Raw genomic sequence first — 14,732 nt, 5'->3', positions numbered from 1 at the left:
GCATATCACTGCGGGTTGGCACGGATGCTGGAAAGCAACGATTTCAGGTTGGCAGCCTTGGGCTTGACCAGCCAGAAACGACGCAGGTAGTCATCGAGGTTTTCAGCGAGGTTACGACCCCATTCGCTGTTGGTTTCCTCAACGTATTCGTCCAGCACATGCTGCAAGTGGTTGCGATAGGATTCCATCGCTTCGCCGCTGATCCGCTGGATCTCCACCAACTCGTGGTTCACCTTGTCGACGAAGGTGTTGTCCTGGTCGAGCACGTAGGCGAAACCGCCGGTCATGCCCGAACCGAAGTTGTAGCCAGTCTTGCCCAGCACCGCGACAAAACCACCGGTCATGTATTCGCAGCAGTGATCGCCGGTGCCTTCAACCACGGTGTGGGCACCGGAGTTACGCACTGCGAACCGCTCACCGGCCGTACCGGCAGCAAACAGCTTGCCGCCGGTTGCGCCGTACAGGCAGGTGTTGCCGATGATGGCACTGTCTTGAGTCTTGTAGACGCTACCGACCGGCGGAACGATCACCAGCTTGCCGCCGGTCATGCCCTTGCCCACGTAGTCGTTGGCGTCGCCTTCGAGGTACATGTTCAGGCCACCGGCGTTCCACACGCCGAAGCTCTGGCCAGCGGTGCCCTTGAAGCGGAAAGTGATCGGCGCCTTGGCCATGCCCTGGTTGCCGTGCTTGCGCGCGATTTCGCCGGAGATACGTGCGCCGATGGAACGGTCGCAGTTGCAGATATCCAGAGCGAATTCGCCGCCGCTTGCGTCGTTGATCGACGAAGTGGCCATCTCGACCATCTTCTCGGCCAGCAGGCCCTTGTCGAACGGCGGGTTGCGCTCAACCTGGCAGAACTGTGGCTTGTCCGCCGGGATGTGATCGCTGCCCAGCAGCGGCGTCAGGTCCAGGTGTTGTTGCTTGGCGGTCTGGCCTTCGAGGATGTCCAGCAGGTCGGTACGGCCGATCAGCTCTTCCAGCGAACGCACGCCCAGCTTGGCCAGCCACTCACGGGTTTCTTCGGCGACGTAGGTGAAGAAATTCACCACCATGTCGACGGTACCGATGTAGTGGTCCTTGCGCAGCTTCTCGTTCTGGGTCGCCACGCCGGTGGCGCAGTTGTTCAGGTGGCAGATGCGCAGGTATTTGCAGCCCAGGGCGATCATGGGCGCGGTGCCGAAGCCGAAGCTTTCGGCGCCGAGGATCGCGGCCTTGATCACGTCGAGGCCGGTCTTCAGGCCACCGTCGGTCTGCACCCGGACTTTGCCGCGCAGGTCGTTGCCGCGCAGGGTCTGGTGCGTTTCAGCCAGGCCCAGTTCCCACGGCGCACCGGCGTACTTGATGGAGGTCAGCGGCGAAGCGCCAGTGCCGCCGTCGTAGCCGGAGATGGTGATCAAGTCGGCATAGGCCTTGGCCACACCGGCGGCGATGGTGCCCACGCCGGCTTCTGCCACCAGTTTCACCGAGACCAGGGCCTGCGGGTTGACTTGTTTCAAGTCGAAAATCAGCTGCGACAAATCCTCGATGGAGTAGATGTCGTGGTGCGGCGGCGGCGAAATCAGGGTCACGCCCGGCACTGCATAACGCAGCTTGGCGATCAGGCCATTGACCTTGCCGCCTGGCAGTTGCCCGCCTTCACCCGGCTTGGCGCCCTGGGCAACCTTGATCTGCAGCACTTCGGCGTTGACCAGGTATTCCGGAGTTACACCAAAACGGCCAGTGGCGACCTGCTTGATTTTCGAGCTCTTGATGGTGCCGTAGCGCGCCGGGTCTTCACCGCCTTCGCCGGAGTTGGAACGCGCACCCAGGCGGTTCATGGCTTCGGCCAGGGCTTCGTGAGCCTCAGGCGACAAGGCGCCCAGGGAAATACCGGCGGAGTCGAAACGCTTGAGAATCGATTCCAGTGGCTCGATCTCGCTGATGGCCAGCGGCGTGTCCAGGGTTTTCACCTTGAACAGGTCGCGGATCATCGACACCGGGCGGTTATCCACCAGCGCGGTGTATTCCTTGAACTTGGCGTAGTCGCCCTGCTGCACGGCAGCTTGCAGGGTGCTGACCACGTCCGGGTTGTAGGCGTGGTATTCGCCACCGTGGACGAACTTCAGCAGGCCGCCTTGCTGGATCGGCTTGCGCGCGCTCCAGGCTTCGGCTGCCAGGGCTTTCTGCTCGGCTTCGATGTCGACGAAACGTGCGCCCTTGATGCGGCTTGGCACGCCACGGAAGCTCATGTCGCAGACTTCTTCCGACAGGCCGATGGCTTCGAACAGCTGTGCGCCACGGTACGAAGTGACGGTGGAGATGCCCATCTTCGACAGGATCTTCAGCAGGCCCTTGGTGATGCCTTTACGGTAGTTCTTGAACACCTCGTAGAGGTCGCCCAGGACTTCACCGGTACGGATCAGGTCGCCGAGTACTTCGTACGCGAGGAACGGGTACACCGCCGAAGCGCCGAAGCCGATCAATACCGCAAAGTGATGCGGATCGCGGGCTGTGGCGGTTTCAACCAGGATGTTGGAGTCGCAACGCAGGCCTTTTTCGGTCAGGCGGTGGTGCACTGCGCCGGTGGCCAGGGAGGCGTGGATCGGCAGCTTGCCCGGGGCAATATGACGGTCGGTCAACACGATCTGGGTACGACCGGCGCGCACGGCTTCTTCAGCCTGATCGGCGACGTTGCGCACAGCGGCTTCAAGGCCGAGGCTCTCGTCGTAGTTCAGGTCGATGATCTGCCGGTCGAAGCCCGGGCGATCCAGGGTCATCAACGAACGCCATTTGGCCGGGGAAATCACCGGCGAGCTGAGGATCACGCGGGAAGCGTGCTCAGGCGATTCCTGGAAGATGTTGCGCTCGGCACCGAGGCACACTTCCAGGGACATCACGATGGCTTCGCGCAGCGGGTCGATCGGTGGGTTGGTCACCTGGGCGAACTGCTGGCGGAAATAGTCGTACGGCGTGCGCACGCGCTGGGACAGCACGGCCATTGGCGTGTCGTCGCCCATGGAACCGACGGCCTCGTAACCCTGCTCACCCAAGGGGCGCAGCACCTGGTCACGCTCTTCGAAGGTGACCTGGTACATCTTCATGTACTGCTTGAGCTGGTCGACGTCGTAGAAAGCCGAACCGTGGTCGTTGTCTTCCATGGTTGCCTGGATGCGCAGGGCATTCTTGCGTAGCCATTGCTTGTACGGATGACGAGACTTCAAGCGGTTGTCGATGGCATCGGTGTCGAGGATCTGACCGGTTTCGGTGTCCACGGCCAGGATCTGGCCCGGGCCGACACGGCCTTTGGCGATCACGTCTTCCGGCTTGTAGTTCCACACGCCGATTTCCGACGCCAGGGTGATAAAGCCGTTGGTGGTGGTCACCCAACGCGCCGGGCGCAGGCCGTTACGGTCGAGCAGGCACACGGCGTAGCGACCGTCGGTCATTACCACGCCGGCCGGGCCGTCCCACGGTTCCATGTGCATCGAGTTGTACTCATAGAACGCCCGCAGGTCGGGGTCCATGGTCTCAACGTTCTGCCACGCGGGCGGAATGATCATGCGCACGCCACGGAACAGGTCGATGCCGCCGGTGACCATCAGTTCGAGCATGTTGTCCATGCTGGAGGAGTCAGAACCCACGCGGTTGACCAGCGGGCCGAGCTCTTCCAGGTCCATCAGGTCGTTGGCGAACTTGGTGCGACGAGCTACGGCCCAGTTGCGGTTGCCGGTGATGGTGTTGATCTCGCCGTTGTGGGCGAGGAAGCGGAATGGCTGGGCCAGCGGCCATTTCGGCAGGGTGTTGGTGGAGAAACGCTGGTGGAACACGCAGATTGCGGTTTGCAGGCGCTCATCGCTCAGGTCTGGATAGAAGGCGGTCAGATCCGCCGGCATCATCAGGCCTTTATAAATGATGGTCTTGTGGGAAAAGCTGCAGATGTAGTGGTCGGTGTCGGCGGCGTTGGCCACGGACGAACGACGACGCGATGTGAACAGCTTGATCGCCATGTCCTGGTCGCTCAGGCCGTCGCCTGCGATGAACACTTGTTCGATCTGCGGCAGGCGCTCCAGGGCCAGACGGCCAAGTACGCTGGTGTCGATCGGCACTTTGCGCCAGCCGACGAGTTGCAGGCCGGCGGCCAGGATCTCGCGGTTCATGTTCTCGCGAGCGGCTTCGGCTTTTACCGGGTCCTGGTTGAAGAACACCATGCCCACGGCGTATTGCTTGGGCAAATCGGCGCCGAAATGCTCCTTGGCGACTGCGCGCAGGAACTGGTCGGGCTTTTGAATCAGCAAGCCGCAACCGTCACCGGTCTTGCCGTCGGCGTTGATCCCACCGCGGTGGGTCATGCAGGTCAGGGCCTCGATGGCCGTTTGCAAAAGGGTATGACTGGGCTCGCCCTGCATATGGGCTATCAGGCCGAAACCGCAGTTATCCTTGAATTCATCGGGTTGGTACAGACCTGCTTTCATAGACACTTTCTCACCAGGCTGCCTCTTATTTCGAGGCAAATTTCTTTTCAATTCAACCGGTTACCTTCCACGCCGAACGTACGCCGGCTTAGCGGGGGCAAAAGGGAGGTCATTGTACACACCGACACAGACGCTCACAAATTTAGCGACGAAATGTCGCAAATCTATGTCGCATTTATGAAAGGTTTAAAGCGATATGCTGTGCTAGTCAAAACTTTTTTAATTCTGACCGCTACGACTCAAAAGCTACTGTGACGCAGACACCACAAAGCGCGCGGCCTTCAGGGCTGCACGCTGTGTTGTTTTTTTTTGAGGTGCCGAGAGGGCGGCCTGGGTAAGGCCGCCGGATCTTCAGCGAGTTGTTGCCAGTTCTTGTTGGACGCTGGCGACAGTGCGAGGCCAAGGTTTACCAGCCTGAACCTTCGCTGGCAAGGCCTTGATAGCGGATTCAGCTGCTGCGCGGCTGGAGAAGTTGCCGTAAGTGATCACGAAGAGAGGCTTGCCGTTGAGCACTTTCTTGAAATAACGGTACTCGCCGCCCTGCTCTTTCACGAACGCCTGGGCGTTGGCTTCGGAGCTGGTACCCAGGATCTGCACCACGAAGTTACCGGTAGGCTGGCTGGTGTACCAGCTGCTGCCGGCGGCGCCGGCCTTGGCTACGGTCACAGGTTTTTCAGCAGGCTTGGCGGCAGTCGCTGGTTTGGCCACCGGCGCCGGAGCTACTGGCTTCGCAACCGGCGCTGGCTTGGCGGTAGCGACCTGAGCCGGCGCAGGCGTCGGTGCCGGTGCCGGCTTGGCAGCTGGCTGACCCGCCGGCACGCCCGCAGGTGGCGCGGTGGTGGTTACGGTCGGCGGCGTGGCGCTGGAGCCCTCTACCGGCACGCCATCGTCGCCTTCGGAAATCCCGCCGGCTTCTTCGGCGAGCGGGCCGCGCATCACTGGCTGGCCAACCATCGGCAAGTTGGTCGGTTGGCCGGAGTTGGCGAACTCAACGTTCGGTGTTGGTTTGCCCAGTGGCAACTGCGCCTGTTCGGTTGGCGCGCCAGCGGTGGTCGGGGCCTTGTTGCGACCTGGAATCAACCAGGCGGCGGCGACAGCGACCACGACAACGGCAGAAATTGCCAATACGTGCTTCTTAGGCATAGTGAACCCCATCTTTGGACGCTTGACCGCAGAGCGGCTGGCAATCATGGCTTCGATCATGGCATCGCGGGCAACCTGGTTGATGGTGCCAGGCCAGCCGTCGGAGCTTTCGTGAATATCAGAGATCTGCGAAGCGGAGAAAAGTTCGATGCCCTGCCCTGCGCCTTCCAGCCGTTGGGCGAGGTATTCGCGGGTTTCTTCTTCTTCGTAAGGCTGCAGTTCGATGACGTGGAACAGTTCCTGCTCGCCGCTGATCTGCTCAAGTTCGGCAATCAGCGAAGACTCGCCGAACAGGAACACATGCGGACGACCTTCAGGCGTACCGGCCGCCAGGGCCAGCAACGCTTCCAGGGCGGATTCGTCGAGCTGCTCGGCGTCGTCCACCAGCAGATAGACTTCCTGGCCGGTCAAGCCCAGTTGCACCACTTGCTTGAGGATCGCATTCGGCTCGGCAGTGGACACGTCCAGGGCCTGGGCCACTTGGCGCAACACGCCCGCCGCATCACCGGCACCACGGGCGGAAACCACCACGCTCTGTACCGATTGCTTGTTGGTGCTGGCCACCAGCGCCTGGCGCAGCAAGGTCTTGCCGCTGCCCAACGGGCCAGTGACCACCAGCAACAGCTGGCTGTAGCGCGCGAGGTGGTGCAACTGCCCGAGCACCGGCTTGCGTTGCGCAGGGAAAAATTTGAAACCAGGCACCCGTGGAGCAAAAGGGTCGTGGCTTAACTGGTAATGGCCGAGGAACGCCTCGTCGGCATGCAAACTAGTCATCGGGATCTTATTAACCTTTAAGCTGGGCCAGGGCGCGGTAATCCGCTCCCAGCGTGGCCTGTAAAATCTCTTTCGGATAATCGTCGGTCACTACCGCTTCGCCCATTCGGCGCAACAGCACCAGTCGCAGTCGACCGTCGATCACTTTCTTGTCTATTGCCATATGTTCGAGAAAATCTGCCTCAGTCATCTCCTCGGGAGGAATGACCGGCAACCCGGCGCGCTGGAACAGGCGGATCCCGCGATCACGCTCCTGGGCGCTGATCCAGCCCAGGCGTTGCGACATCTCCAATGCCATCACCGTGCCAGCCGCTACGGCCTCTCCATGCAACCACACACCATAGCCCATGTGAGTCTCGATCGCATGGCCGAAGGTGTGGCCAAGGTTCAACGTAGCGCGTACGCCCGACTCACGTTCGTCGGCATTCACCACCACCGCCTTGGCAGCGCAGGAGCGGGAAATCGCTTCGGTCAGCGCCACCTGGTCGAGAGAGCGCAGGGCGTCGACATGCTCTTCAAGCCAGGTCAGGAACGGCTCGTCGCAGATAAGGCCGTACTTGATGACTTCCGCCAGGCCCGCCGACAGCTCGCGGGGCGGCAGGGTGTTGAGGGTGGCGGTGTCGATCAGCACCACATTCGGCTGATAGAACGCACCGACCATGTTCTTGCCCAGCGGATGGTTGATGCCGGTCTTGCCGCCCACCGACGAATCGACCTGGGACAGCAACGTGGTCGGCACCTGGATAAAGTCCACGCCGCGCTGGTAGCAGGCGGCCGCGAAGCCGGCCATGTCGCCGATCACTCCGCCACCCAGCGCTACTACGGTGGTGCGACGGTCATGACGGGCAGTCAGCAGGCCATCAAAGATCAGTTGCAGGGTTTCCCAGGTCTTGAAGGCCTCGCCGTCGGGCAACACCACCGAGATCACCGAATACGCCGCGAGGCTGCGGCTCAGGCGCTCAAGATACAGCGGCGCGACCGTTTCATTGGAGATGATCGCCACTTGCCGCCCGGCAATATGCGGGGCAAGCAACTCGGGCTGGTCCAACAAACCTTCGCCAATATGGATCGGGTAGCTGCGCTCGCCAAGATCGACCTTAAGTGTCTGCATGTGTCCCCGCGTTGAAGATGAAAGCAGGCGTATTGCCCTACGTTAACGTTGTCGGCAACGTCGGGATCTGACGCTGCCTGATGGCTCTACGCCACAACTCGGACGGTCATGACGCGCCGCCGAGAATAGCGCATTTCGGCTCTGGCTTTAACGGGGTGGCAACTGCGCCAGGCGCTCAAGAATGTCGAGAACGACCATTCGTGGCGGCCGCTCATCGGTTTCCACCACCAGATCGGCGATTTCCCGATACAGCGGATCGCGCAGCGTCAGCAGGTCCCGCAGGGTTTTTGCCGGGTCGGCGGTACGCAGCAACGGGCGATTGCGATCGCGAGCGGTGCGGCCCACCTGCTGCTCGACAGAAGCGTGCAGATAAACCACGCGACCGCCGGCATGCAGCGCCCGACGATTCTCATCGCGCATCACCGCGCCGCCGCCGGTGGCCAATACCACGCCGTCACAGCCGCACAGCTCGGCAATCATCGCCTGCTCGCGGTCGCGAAAGCCCAGTTCGCCTTCCTTATCGAAGATCCACGGGATATTGGCGCCCGTGCGCAATTCAATTTCCTTATCGGAGTCTTTGAATGGCAGGCGCAGCTCTTTGGCCAGCAAACGGCCGATGGTGCTTTTTCCAGCCCCCATCGGTCCAACAAGAATCAAATTTCGCACAGAATCAACGACTCACAGCAATCGCCTGGTTATTCATAATACGCGGAGTCAGGAATACCAGCAGCTCGGATTTTTTCTCCGAAACCACATCCCGCCGGAAAAGGCGGCCAAGATACGGCACATCGCCCAAAAATGGCACTTTATCTACCACTTTGCTTTGAGTATTGGAGAAAACTCCACCAATCACGATGGTCTCGCCGTCCCTCACCAGCACCTTGGCGTTAACCTCGTTTTTCTTGATCGGCGGCACGTCATTGAGTTTGTTCAGGTAGTCAGGCTCGTCCTTGGTGACCTTGACCTCCATGTTCACCCAGCCGTCCGGGGTGATTTGCGGCGTTACCTCCAATGACAGCGAGGCCTCCTTGAACGACACCGAGGTAGCACCGGTGGAGCTGGATTCCTGGTAGGGAATCTCGGTGCCCTTGAGGATTCGTGCGGTTTCCTTGTCGGAAGTGACGACCTTGGGCTGCGAGACGATTTCACCGTTACCGGTTTTTTCCATGGCTGTGAGCTCCAGGTCCAGCAACAGGTTGTCGGTGATAAAGGCGATGCCCAGGCCGGCGCTGCCGTTGACCGTACCCAGGTCCACAAACGGCGAGCTGGGCGGGTTTTCAGGCGGCTCGGCGCCTTCGGCCAGCGGTTTCCTGATCCCGCCAGCGCTCCAGTTACCCCGATTGACCTGCCCACCCCAGCGCACGCCAAGGCTTTTGTCGTAATCCACATTGGCCTCAACGATCCGAGCCTCGATCATCACCTGCCTTACCGGAATATCCAGTTGCGCCACAATCTTGCGCAGCTCCTCCAGCCGCTCCTGGGTCTGGTAGGCGATGATGTTGTTGGTGCGATCATCCACCGCCACCGAGCCGCGCTCATCGGTGGCACCTTCCAGGCCCACGGCCGACTGAAACAGCTTGGCCAGGTCCGAAGCCTTGGCGTAATTCACTTGCAGCAGCTCACGTCGCAGCGGTGCCAGCTCGGTCATTTGCTTGCGCGACTCCAGCACCAGCAACTCGCGGGCGGCCAACTCCTCGGCCGGCGCGACCAGCAGCACATTGGCCGTCACACGTTTATCCAGCCCCTTGGTTTGCAGCACCAGATCCAGCGCCTGATCCCAAGGCACGTCCTTGAGGCGCAAGGTGATCGAACCCTGCACGTCGTCGCTGGCCACCAGGTTGAGGCCGGCAACGTCGGCAATCTGCTGCAACACCGCGCGCAGTTCGATGTTCTGGAAGTTGAGGGACAGCTTGTAACCGGTAAATGCCACGCGCTCGGTACTCAGGGGCGTATTACCAGGTGGCGGCAGGTGAATCAGGTCGATTCGATTGGGCACAGCGATGACCATCGGTGCCGTGAACGCTATCCATAGCGCCACACCGAAGGACGAAAAAGTCCTTTTCATTGTTTGTTTCCGTTATGAGTTCACGTTCAGTGCAAGGGTTTGCGAGCGTTCCAGCCAAGCACCCTGGCCATCCGGAAAAAGCTCGGCCAGTTCGACATGGGAGTCGTGGATTGCCGTGATGCGCCCGTGGTCCGGCCCCAGGTAATCGCCGATTGCCAACCGATAGACAGACGACGCGCCGCGCAGCAGCACGAAGGTTTGTGTACCAAGGGACAAGGTTCCAACCATTTCAAACTGATCCAGGGCGACGCTTTCAAGGACTCCGCGCGGCCTGGCGAAATCAGGTCCCGCGGCCGGTCGCCCAGCGGGCCGCACCATCTGACGAGAGGGCGACTGAAAAGGATCGCGCAAGGATGAAAAATCGTAGGCAACTGGCTCGGCGAGCGCCGGCGACGGTGGGTGCAAATCAGCCTCCAGATCATCACCCGCTTGATGGTTGTAGCGATAAGTCTTCGCCACCAGGCTGAGGCGCAACCCTGAGGGATCAACGTGGCTGAACGCCAAGTCATGCACCGTGATAATCCTTGGCATGCCCGCCATGCCGTTGATGAACGCCGCCAGATCGTGAAAGGCTCCGGTGACACCTATCTGCATGGGCGACTCGATGTACAGGGTGCGAGGCTGGTCATCCAGCAGGTCGATGGCTTCCAGCACCAAGCCATTGGTTGCACTCAGGCGGCCAATGTCTTCAAGCAGGCCGGGCACTTCGGTCTCGGCAGGCAGCTGCCGCAACAGGTTGGTGAAACGGCCTTGCATCGTGTTGAGGTCGCTGGCCTGAGATTCCAGCCCGGCAACCTGGACGGTTTTCAACGCAACCTGCTGCTCAAGCGCCACTTCCTGCGCTTCCAGCTGGCGCAATTGCTCTCGTGCCCCGCTCAAGTAGAAGGTGTTGCCCGCTACCCACAGCAGGCAAACCACCGCGCCACCCAGCAAAGCCTTGCCCGGCAGCGGCCAGTCGGCGGCGTTTCGGTAGAGCTGGGCGATGTCGAGTTCCGTCAGCCTTGGCAGGCCTGACGCCCCTCTCATTGGCCTGCCTCATCCGAATGACCATGGCGAACCGTCAACTGAAAGCCATTGCCGTCGCCCGCTTGCGCGCCGCGAACCCGTTGAAGCCGGGGCGACTGCAAGGCGTCGGCAGCCTCGAGACCACGCATGAACTGAGCAACGTCCTGGTTCGATTCGGCAGTGCCGCTGATCGAGACAGAACCACCATCAACGCTGACTTCACGCAATTGCACACCTTCCGGCACGGCACGGGCCAGTTGATCCAGCAACTGAGCACCCGCCGAACGGTCGTCCTGCAAACCCTGCACAACTTTCATCCGCTCCATCAACTGCTGGCGTTGCTCATGCAGCTCGTCGATCGCTTTCATTCGCGAGTCGAGCCCGGTCACGCCCTGGCTCAACTGGCTGTTGCGGGCCAATTGCCGATCAATTGCGCGATCGATCACCTGGTCTGCCAGCCACACCGCAATCAGCGCCACAGCCGCAGCACCCAGCAAGAACACCAGAAAATACTTGCGCCGCCGCTCATTCCGTTCTGCGCGCCACGGCAGCAGGTTGATTCGTGTCATCAGTCGAAACTCCTCAGGGCCAACCCGCAGGCCACTCCCATTCCCTGGGCATCCACGGCCCATTGCGCGCCATCGACACGACGGCCCGGCGTGATGCTGTCCGAAGCCTGCCTGCCCGCGCGAGCCAATGCAAATGCTTCGACATCCACGATCCGCGTCCCCAGGCCCGCCAGGGCCAAAACCGCCTCACGGGCCTCGACCTGTTCCTTGAGGCAGGCGACAAGCAGCACATCGACGCACTGAGGATCACGGGACGAAGGGCCCTGCACCTGAAAGTCGATGGCCACATCCTCCAACGGATAAGGAATGTACTGGTCTGCTTCCGAGTAGATTCGACGCACCATTTCAGCCTCAGTGAGCCCTGCGTCCATCTCGAGCACACGGGTAATCACCGAAGGCCCGGCGACGGCGACGGCGGCATGTCGGAGCGAGGTATGCGCCTGTACCAGCGCCCTGGACAGTGCCTGTGCGACGGCATCAAAGTCCATCACGCTGCTGTCGACCACCGCATGGGCCGGCAACTGCTGCGTGGCGTAACCCCGGACGCTGTAGCCGACGCCTGAAACCTCCAGTTCCACCAGCTTGATGCCGGCGTCATTGATGTCGATACCCAGGACGGCATCGGCTTTTCGCCTGAAAAATCCCTTTCTCATAAAACTCCCCAAAACTTTCCCTGTCTTACGGACTGATTGTTGCCAGGCTTCCTGCATTCGGTCGGCTTGTGTGAGCGGCACGAATGACGCCCGAAGCCGAAAAATGCTTTAATGCCCAGCGTTTTTTCCCGCGTTTATCTGCTGGCCGGGTCGATCCACCGCTTGCCGTGCATGCCCCGACGCCTAACCCATTCTTTTCCTTGGAAATCCAAAAGCCTTGATTCGTCTGCTGAAGTTTTTCGGGTACTCCATTGTCGCGATCGTCTGCGGGCTGATGCTCGTGCTCAGCGGGGCCTATCTCTACCTTAGTCCGGGTTTGCCCTCCGTAGAGGCCCTGAGAAGTATCCAGTTGCAGATTCCTTTGCGGGTCTACAGCAGCGATGAAAAACTGATCGCGGAGTTCGGCGAAATGCGCCGCACCCCGATCCGTTTCGCCGACATTCCACCCAATTTCATCAACGCCCTGCTGTCGGCTGAAGACGATAATTTCGCCAACCACTATGGCGTTGACCCAAGCAGCCTGGTGCGCGCCGCCACGCAGTTGGTAAAAAGCGGACACATTCAGTCCGGCGGCAGCACCATCACCATGCAGGTCGCGAAGAACTTCTTCCTCACCAGCGAACGCAGCTTTTCCCGCAAGGCCACGGAAATTCTCCTGGCGTTGCAGATCGAACGTCAGCTGACAAAGGACGAGATCCTTGAGCTGTACGTCAACAAGATCTACCTCGGCAACCGTGCCTACGGCATCGAGGCGGCTTCCCAGGTTTACTACGGCAAGTCGATTCGTGACGCCAGCCTGGCGCAGATGGCCATGATTGCCGGCCTGCCCAAGGCGCCTTCGCGCTTCAACCCGCTGGCCAACCCGGCGCGCAGCAAAGAACGCCGCGACTGGATCCTGGGCCGCATGTACAAGCTGGGCAAGATCGACCAGGCCGCGTATGAAAGTGCGGTGGCAGAGCCGTTGAACGCCAGCTACCACGTGCCGACGCCGGAAGTGAACGCACCTTATATCGCCGAAATGGCCCGTGCCGAGATGGTCGGCCGTTATGGCAGCGAGGCGTACACCGAAGGCTTCCGCGTGACCACGACGATTCCTAGCAACCTGCAGGAAATCGCCAACAAGTCAGTACACGATGGCCTGGTCGCCTACGACCAGCGTCACGGCTACCGCGGCCCCGAATCTCGCCTGCCGGGCAAGACCCTCAGCGCCTGGACCGTTGAGCTGGGCAAACAACGCCCGATCAGCGGCCTTGAGCCCGCCATCGTCACCCAAGTGAAGAAAGATGGCGTGCAGGTACTGACCCGCACCGGCGAAGAACATGTGTCGTGGGACAGCATGAAATGGGCCCGCCCGTTCCTGAACACCAACAGCATGGGTGCGATGCCCAAGCAGCCGTCGGACGTGGCCCAGGTCGGCGACCTGATTCGTGTGCAGCGCCAGAAAGACGACAGTCTGAAATTCAGCCAGGTGCCCGTGGCACAGGGCGCCCTGGTGTCTCTTGACCCGCAGAACGGTGCTATCCGCGCCCTGGTCGGTGGGTTTGCCTTCGAGCAGAGCAACTACAACCGCGCCACCCAAGCCAAGCGCCAGCCGGGCTCCAGCTTCAAGCCGTTCATCTACAGCGCCGCCCTGGATAACGGCTACACCGCCGCCAGCCTGGTCAACGATGCACCGATCGTGTTTGTCGACGAGTACCTGGACAAGGTGTGGCGCCCGAAGAACGACACCAACACCTTCCTCGGCCCGATCCGCGTCCGCGAGGCGCTGTACAAGTCGCGTAACCTGGTGTCGATCCGCCTGCTACAGGCAATGGGCGTCGGCAAAACCATCGACTACATCACCCGCTTCGGCTTCAACAAGTCGGACCTGCCGCCCAACCTGTCCCTGGCACTGGGTACCGCCACGCTGACGCCAATGGAAATCGCCACCGGCTGGAGCACCTTTGCCAACGGCGGCTACAAGATCACGCCGTACCTGATCGACAAGATCGAAAGCCGTAACGGCGAAACCCTGTTCACCGCCAACCCGCCACGGGTACCGGGCGACGTGGTCAATGGCGTCGCAGCCACTGACGGCCAGGCAGCACCGACCAACGGCGGCATCACCATCGAGCCGACGCCAGGCGAAGCCCCGGCAGCGGGTGCACCTGCCACACCTGCCGCGCCGCAAGCGCCTGCCGTGGCCGAACGTATTGTGGATGGCCGCACCACCTACATCCTCAACAGCATCCTGGAAGACGTGATCAAGAAGGGGACTGGTCGTCGCGCCCTGGCCTTGGGCCGCGCGGACATCGCCGGCAAGACCGGTACCACCAACGACTCCAAGGATGCATGGTTCTCGGGCTACAACGCCGACTACGTGACCACTGTATGGACCGGTTACGACCAGCCGGAAAGCCTCGGTCGCCGGGAGTTCGGCGGCACCGTCGCGCTGCCGATCTGGATGAGCTACATGGGTGCTGCGCTGAAGGATATGCCGCCGCATACCCAGCCGGAGCCGGAAGGCATTCTCAGCTTGCGGATCGACCCGGTCAGCGGTCGTGCGGCAGCGCCGAGCACGCCGAATGCGTACTTTGAGCTGTTCAAGAGCGAGGACACGCCGCCGTCGGTCAACGAGTTGGGCAATGGTGTTGCACCGGGCAGCCCGCTGCCGGCGGATGAGGCGGCACCGATAGATTTGTTCTAACCCTGATCCGCGGGATGAACGCAGATCCAATGTGGGAGCGGGCTTGAACTGGTCCAGTAATTTCGGACATTCTTTTCGGTTCTCACGCTGCTAGCTTTTCCGCCGCTATCGGTGAGTGATAACCGTTGTAGCTGTGGCGCCTTACGCTGTTGTATCGCGCCACATATCGGTTGATATCTACCTGGGCCTCGTACTCAGAGCTATAACCTCCCTCAGGCACCCATTCGGACTTCAAGCTGCCAAAAAAACGTTCCATCGGGGCGTTGTCCCAGCAC

The 14,732-nt window shown here is 61.0% G+C and carries 10 protein-coding genes; 1 reads left to right on the top strand and 9 read right to left on the bottom strand.

Going from position 1 to position 14,732, the window contains the following annotated elements:
- Window positions 1-5: 5 nt before the first annotated feature.
- The 8 genes from gltB to pilM all read right to left on the bottom strand — a co-directional run bounded on the left by gltB (window position 6) and on the right by pilM (window position 11,771).
- Entirely contained in the window at window positions 6-4,451 is a 4,446-nt protein-coding gene (gltB, locus tag AU074_RS15555) for a glutamate synthase large subunit (RefSeq protein ID WP_076015448.1), read from the bottom strand.
- Between the two features lie 351 nt (window positions 4,452-4,802).
- Window positions 4,803-6,368 (bottom strand): SPOR domain-containing protein, encoded by a 1,566-nt coding sequence (locus AU074_RS15545; RefSeq protein ID WP_076015447.1) that lies wholly within the window; start codon window positions 6,366-6,368, stop codon window positions 4,803-4,805.
- A gap of 10 nt (window positions 6,369-6,378) precedes the next feature.
- Window positions 6,379-7,479: a 3-dehydroquinate synthase gene (aroB, locus tag AU074_RS15540; protein ID WP_076015446.1), complete on the bottom strand. Its 1,101-nt coding sequence runs from the start codon at window positions 7,477-7,479 to the stop codon at window positions 6,379-6,381.
- A gap of 147 nt (window positions 7,480-7,626) precedes the next feature.
- Window positions 7,627-8,145, bottom strand: coding sequence for a shikimate kinase AroK (gene aroK, locus AU074_RS15535; protein WP_003209345.1), 519 nt, complete (start codon window positions 8,143-8,145; stop codon window positions 7,627-7,629).
- Between the two features lie 4 nt (window positions 8,146-8,149).
- Complete coding sequence (locus AU074_RS15530; RefSeq protein ID WP_076015445.1) at window positions 8,150-9,487, bottom strand: type IV pilus secretin PilQ; 1,338 nt, start codon at window positions 9,485-9,487, stop codon at window positions 8,150-8,152.
- Window positions 9,488-9,556: 69 nt separating this feature from the next.
- The gene (locus AU074_RS15525; protein ID WP_076015444.1) at window positions 9,557-10,570 is read right to left on the bottom strand and encodes a pilus assembly protein PilP; all 1,014 of its coding nucleotides are present in this window, start codon (window positions 10,568-10,570) and stop codon (window positions 9,557-9,559) included.
- Window positions 10,567-11,118, bottom strand: coding sequence for a PilN domain-containing protein (locus AU074_RS15520; RefSeq protein WP_076015443.1), 552 nt, complete (start codon window positions 11,116-11,118; stop codon window positions 10,567-10,569). Before AU074_RS15520 ends, AU074_RS15525 begins: the two co-directional genes overlap by 4 nt.
- Window positions 11,118-11,771: a type IV pilus biogenesis protein PilM gene (gene pilM / locus AU074_RS15515; protein WP_076015526.1), complete on the bottom strand. Its 654-nt coding sequence runs from the start codon at window positions 11,769-11,771 to the stop codon at window positions 11,118-11,120. Before pilM ends, AU074_RS15520 begins: the two co-directional genes overlap by 1 nt.
- Window positions 11,772-11,991: 220 nt before the next feature.
- On the opposite strand from pilM, the gene AU074_RS15510 reads away from it, so the two are divergent.
- Entirely contained in the window at window positions 11,992-14,457 is a 2,466-nt protein-coding gene (locus tag AU074_RS15510; protein ID WP_371916627.1) for a penicillin-binding protein 1A, read from the top strand.
- A gap of 82 nt (window positions 14,458-14,539) precedes the next feature.
- Here the strand turns inward: AU074_RS15510 and AU074_RS15505 are convergent.
- Window positions 14,540-14,732: integrase core domain-containing protein (locus AU074_RS15505; RefSeq protein ID WP_143503588.1), on the bottom strand; the 193-nt coding region annotated here is incomplete at its 5' end.

This window comes from Pseudomonas sp. ATCC PTA-122608 (genome assembly GCF_001952855.1).
Classification (GTDB): Bacteria; Pseudomonadota; Gammaproteobacteria; order Pseudomonadales; family Pseudomonadaceae; genus Aquipseudomonas.
This window is presented reverse-complemented; position numbering and strand designations above follow the sequence as displayed.

Excerpts from the sequence above, each read along its gene's own strand:
- aroB (WP_076015446.1), bottom strand. The coding sequence starts at position 7,479 with ATGCAGACACTTAAGGTCGATCTTGGCGAGCGCAGCTACCCGATCCAT.
- gltB (WP_076015448.1), bottom strand. The coding sequence starts at position 4,451 with ATGAAAGCAGGTCTGTACCAACCCGATGAATTCAAGGATAACTGCGGT.
- AU074_RS15530 (WP_076015445.1), bottom strand. The coding sequence starts at position 9,487 with ATGGTCATCGCTGTGCCCAATCGAATCGACCTGATTCACCTGCCGCCA.
- AU074_RS15520 (WP_076015443.1), bottom strand. The coding sequence starts at position 11,118 with ATGACACGAATCAACCTGCTGCCGTGGCGCGCAGAACGGAATGAGCGG.
- pilM (WP_076015526.1), bottom strand. The coding sequence starts at position 11,771 with ATGAGAAAGGGATTTTTCAGGCGAAAAGCCGATGCCGTCCTGGGTATC.
- AU074_RS15545 (WP_076015447.1), bottom strand. The coding sequence starts at position 6,368 with ATGACTAGTTTGCATGCCGACGAGGCGTTCCTCGGCCATTACCAGTTA.
- AU074_RS15525 (WP_076015444.1), bottom strand. The coding sequence starts at position 10,570 with ATGAGAGGGGCGTCAGGCCTGCCAAGGCTGACGGAACTCGACATCGCC.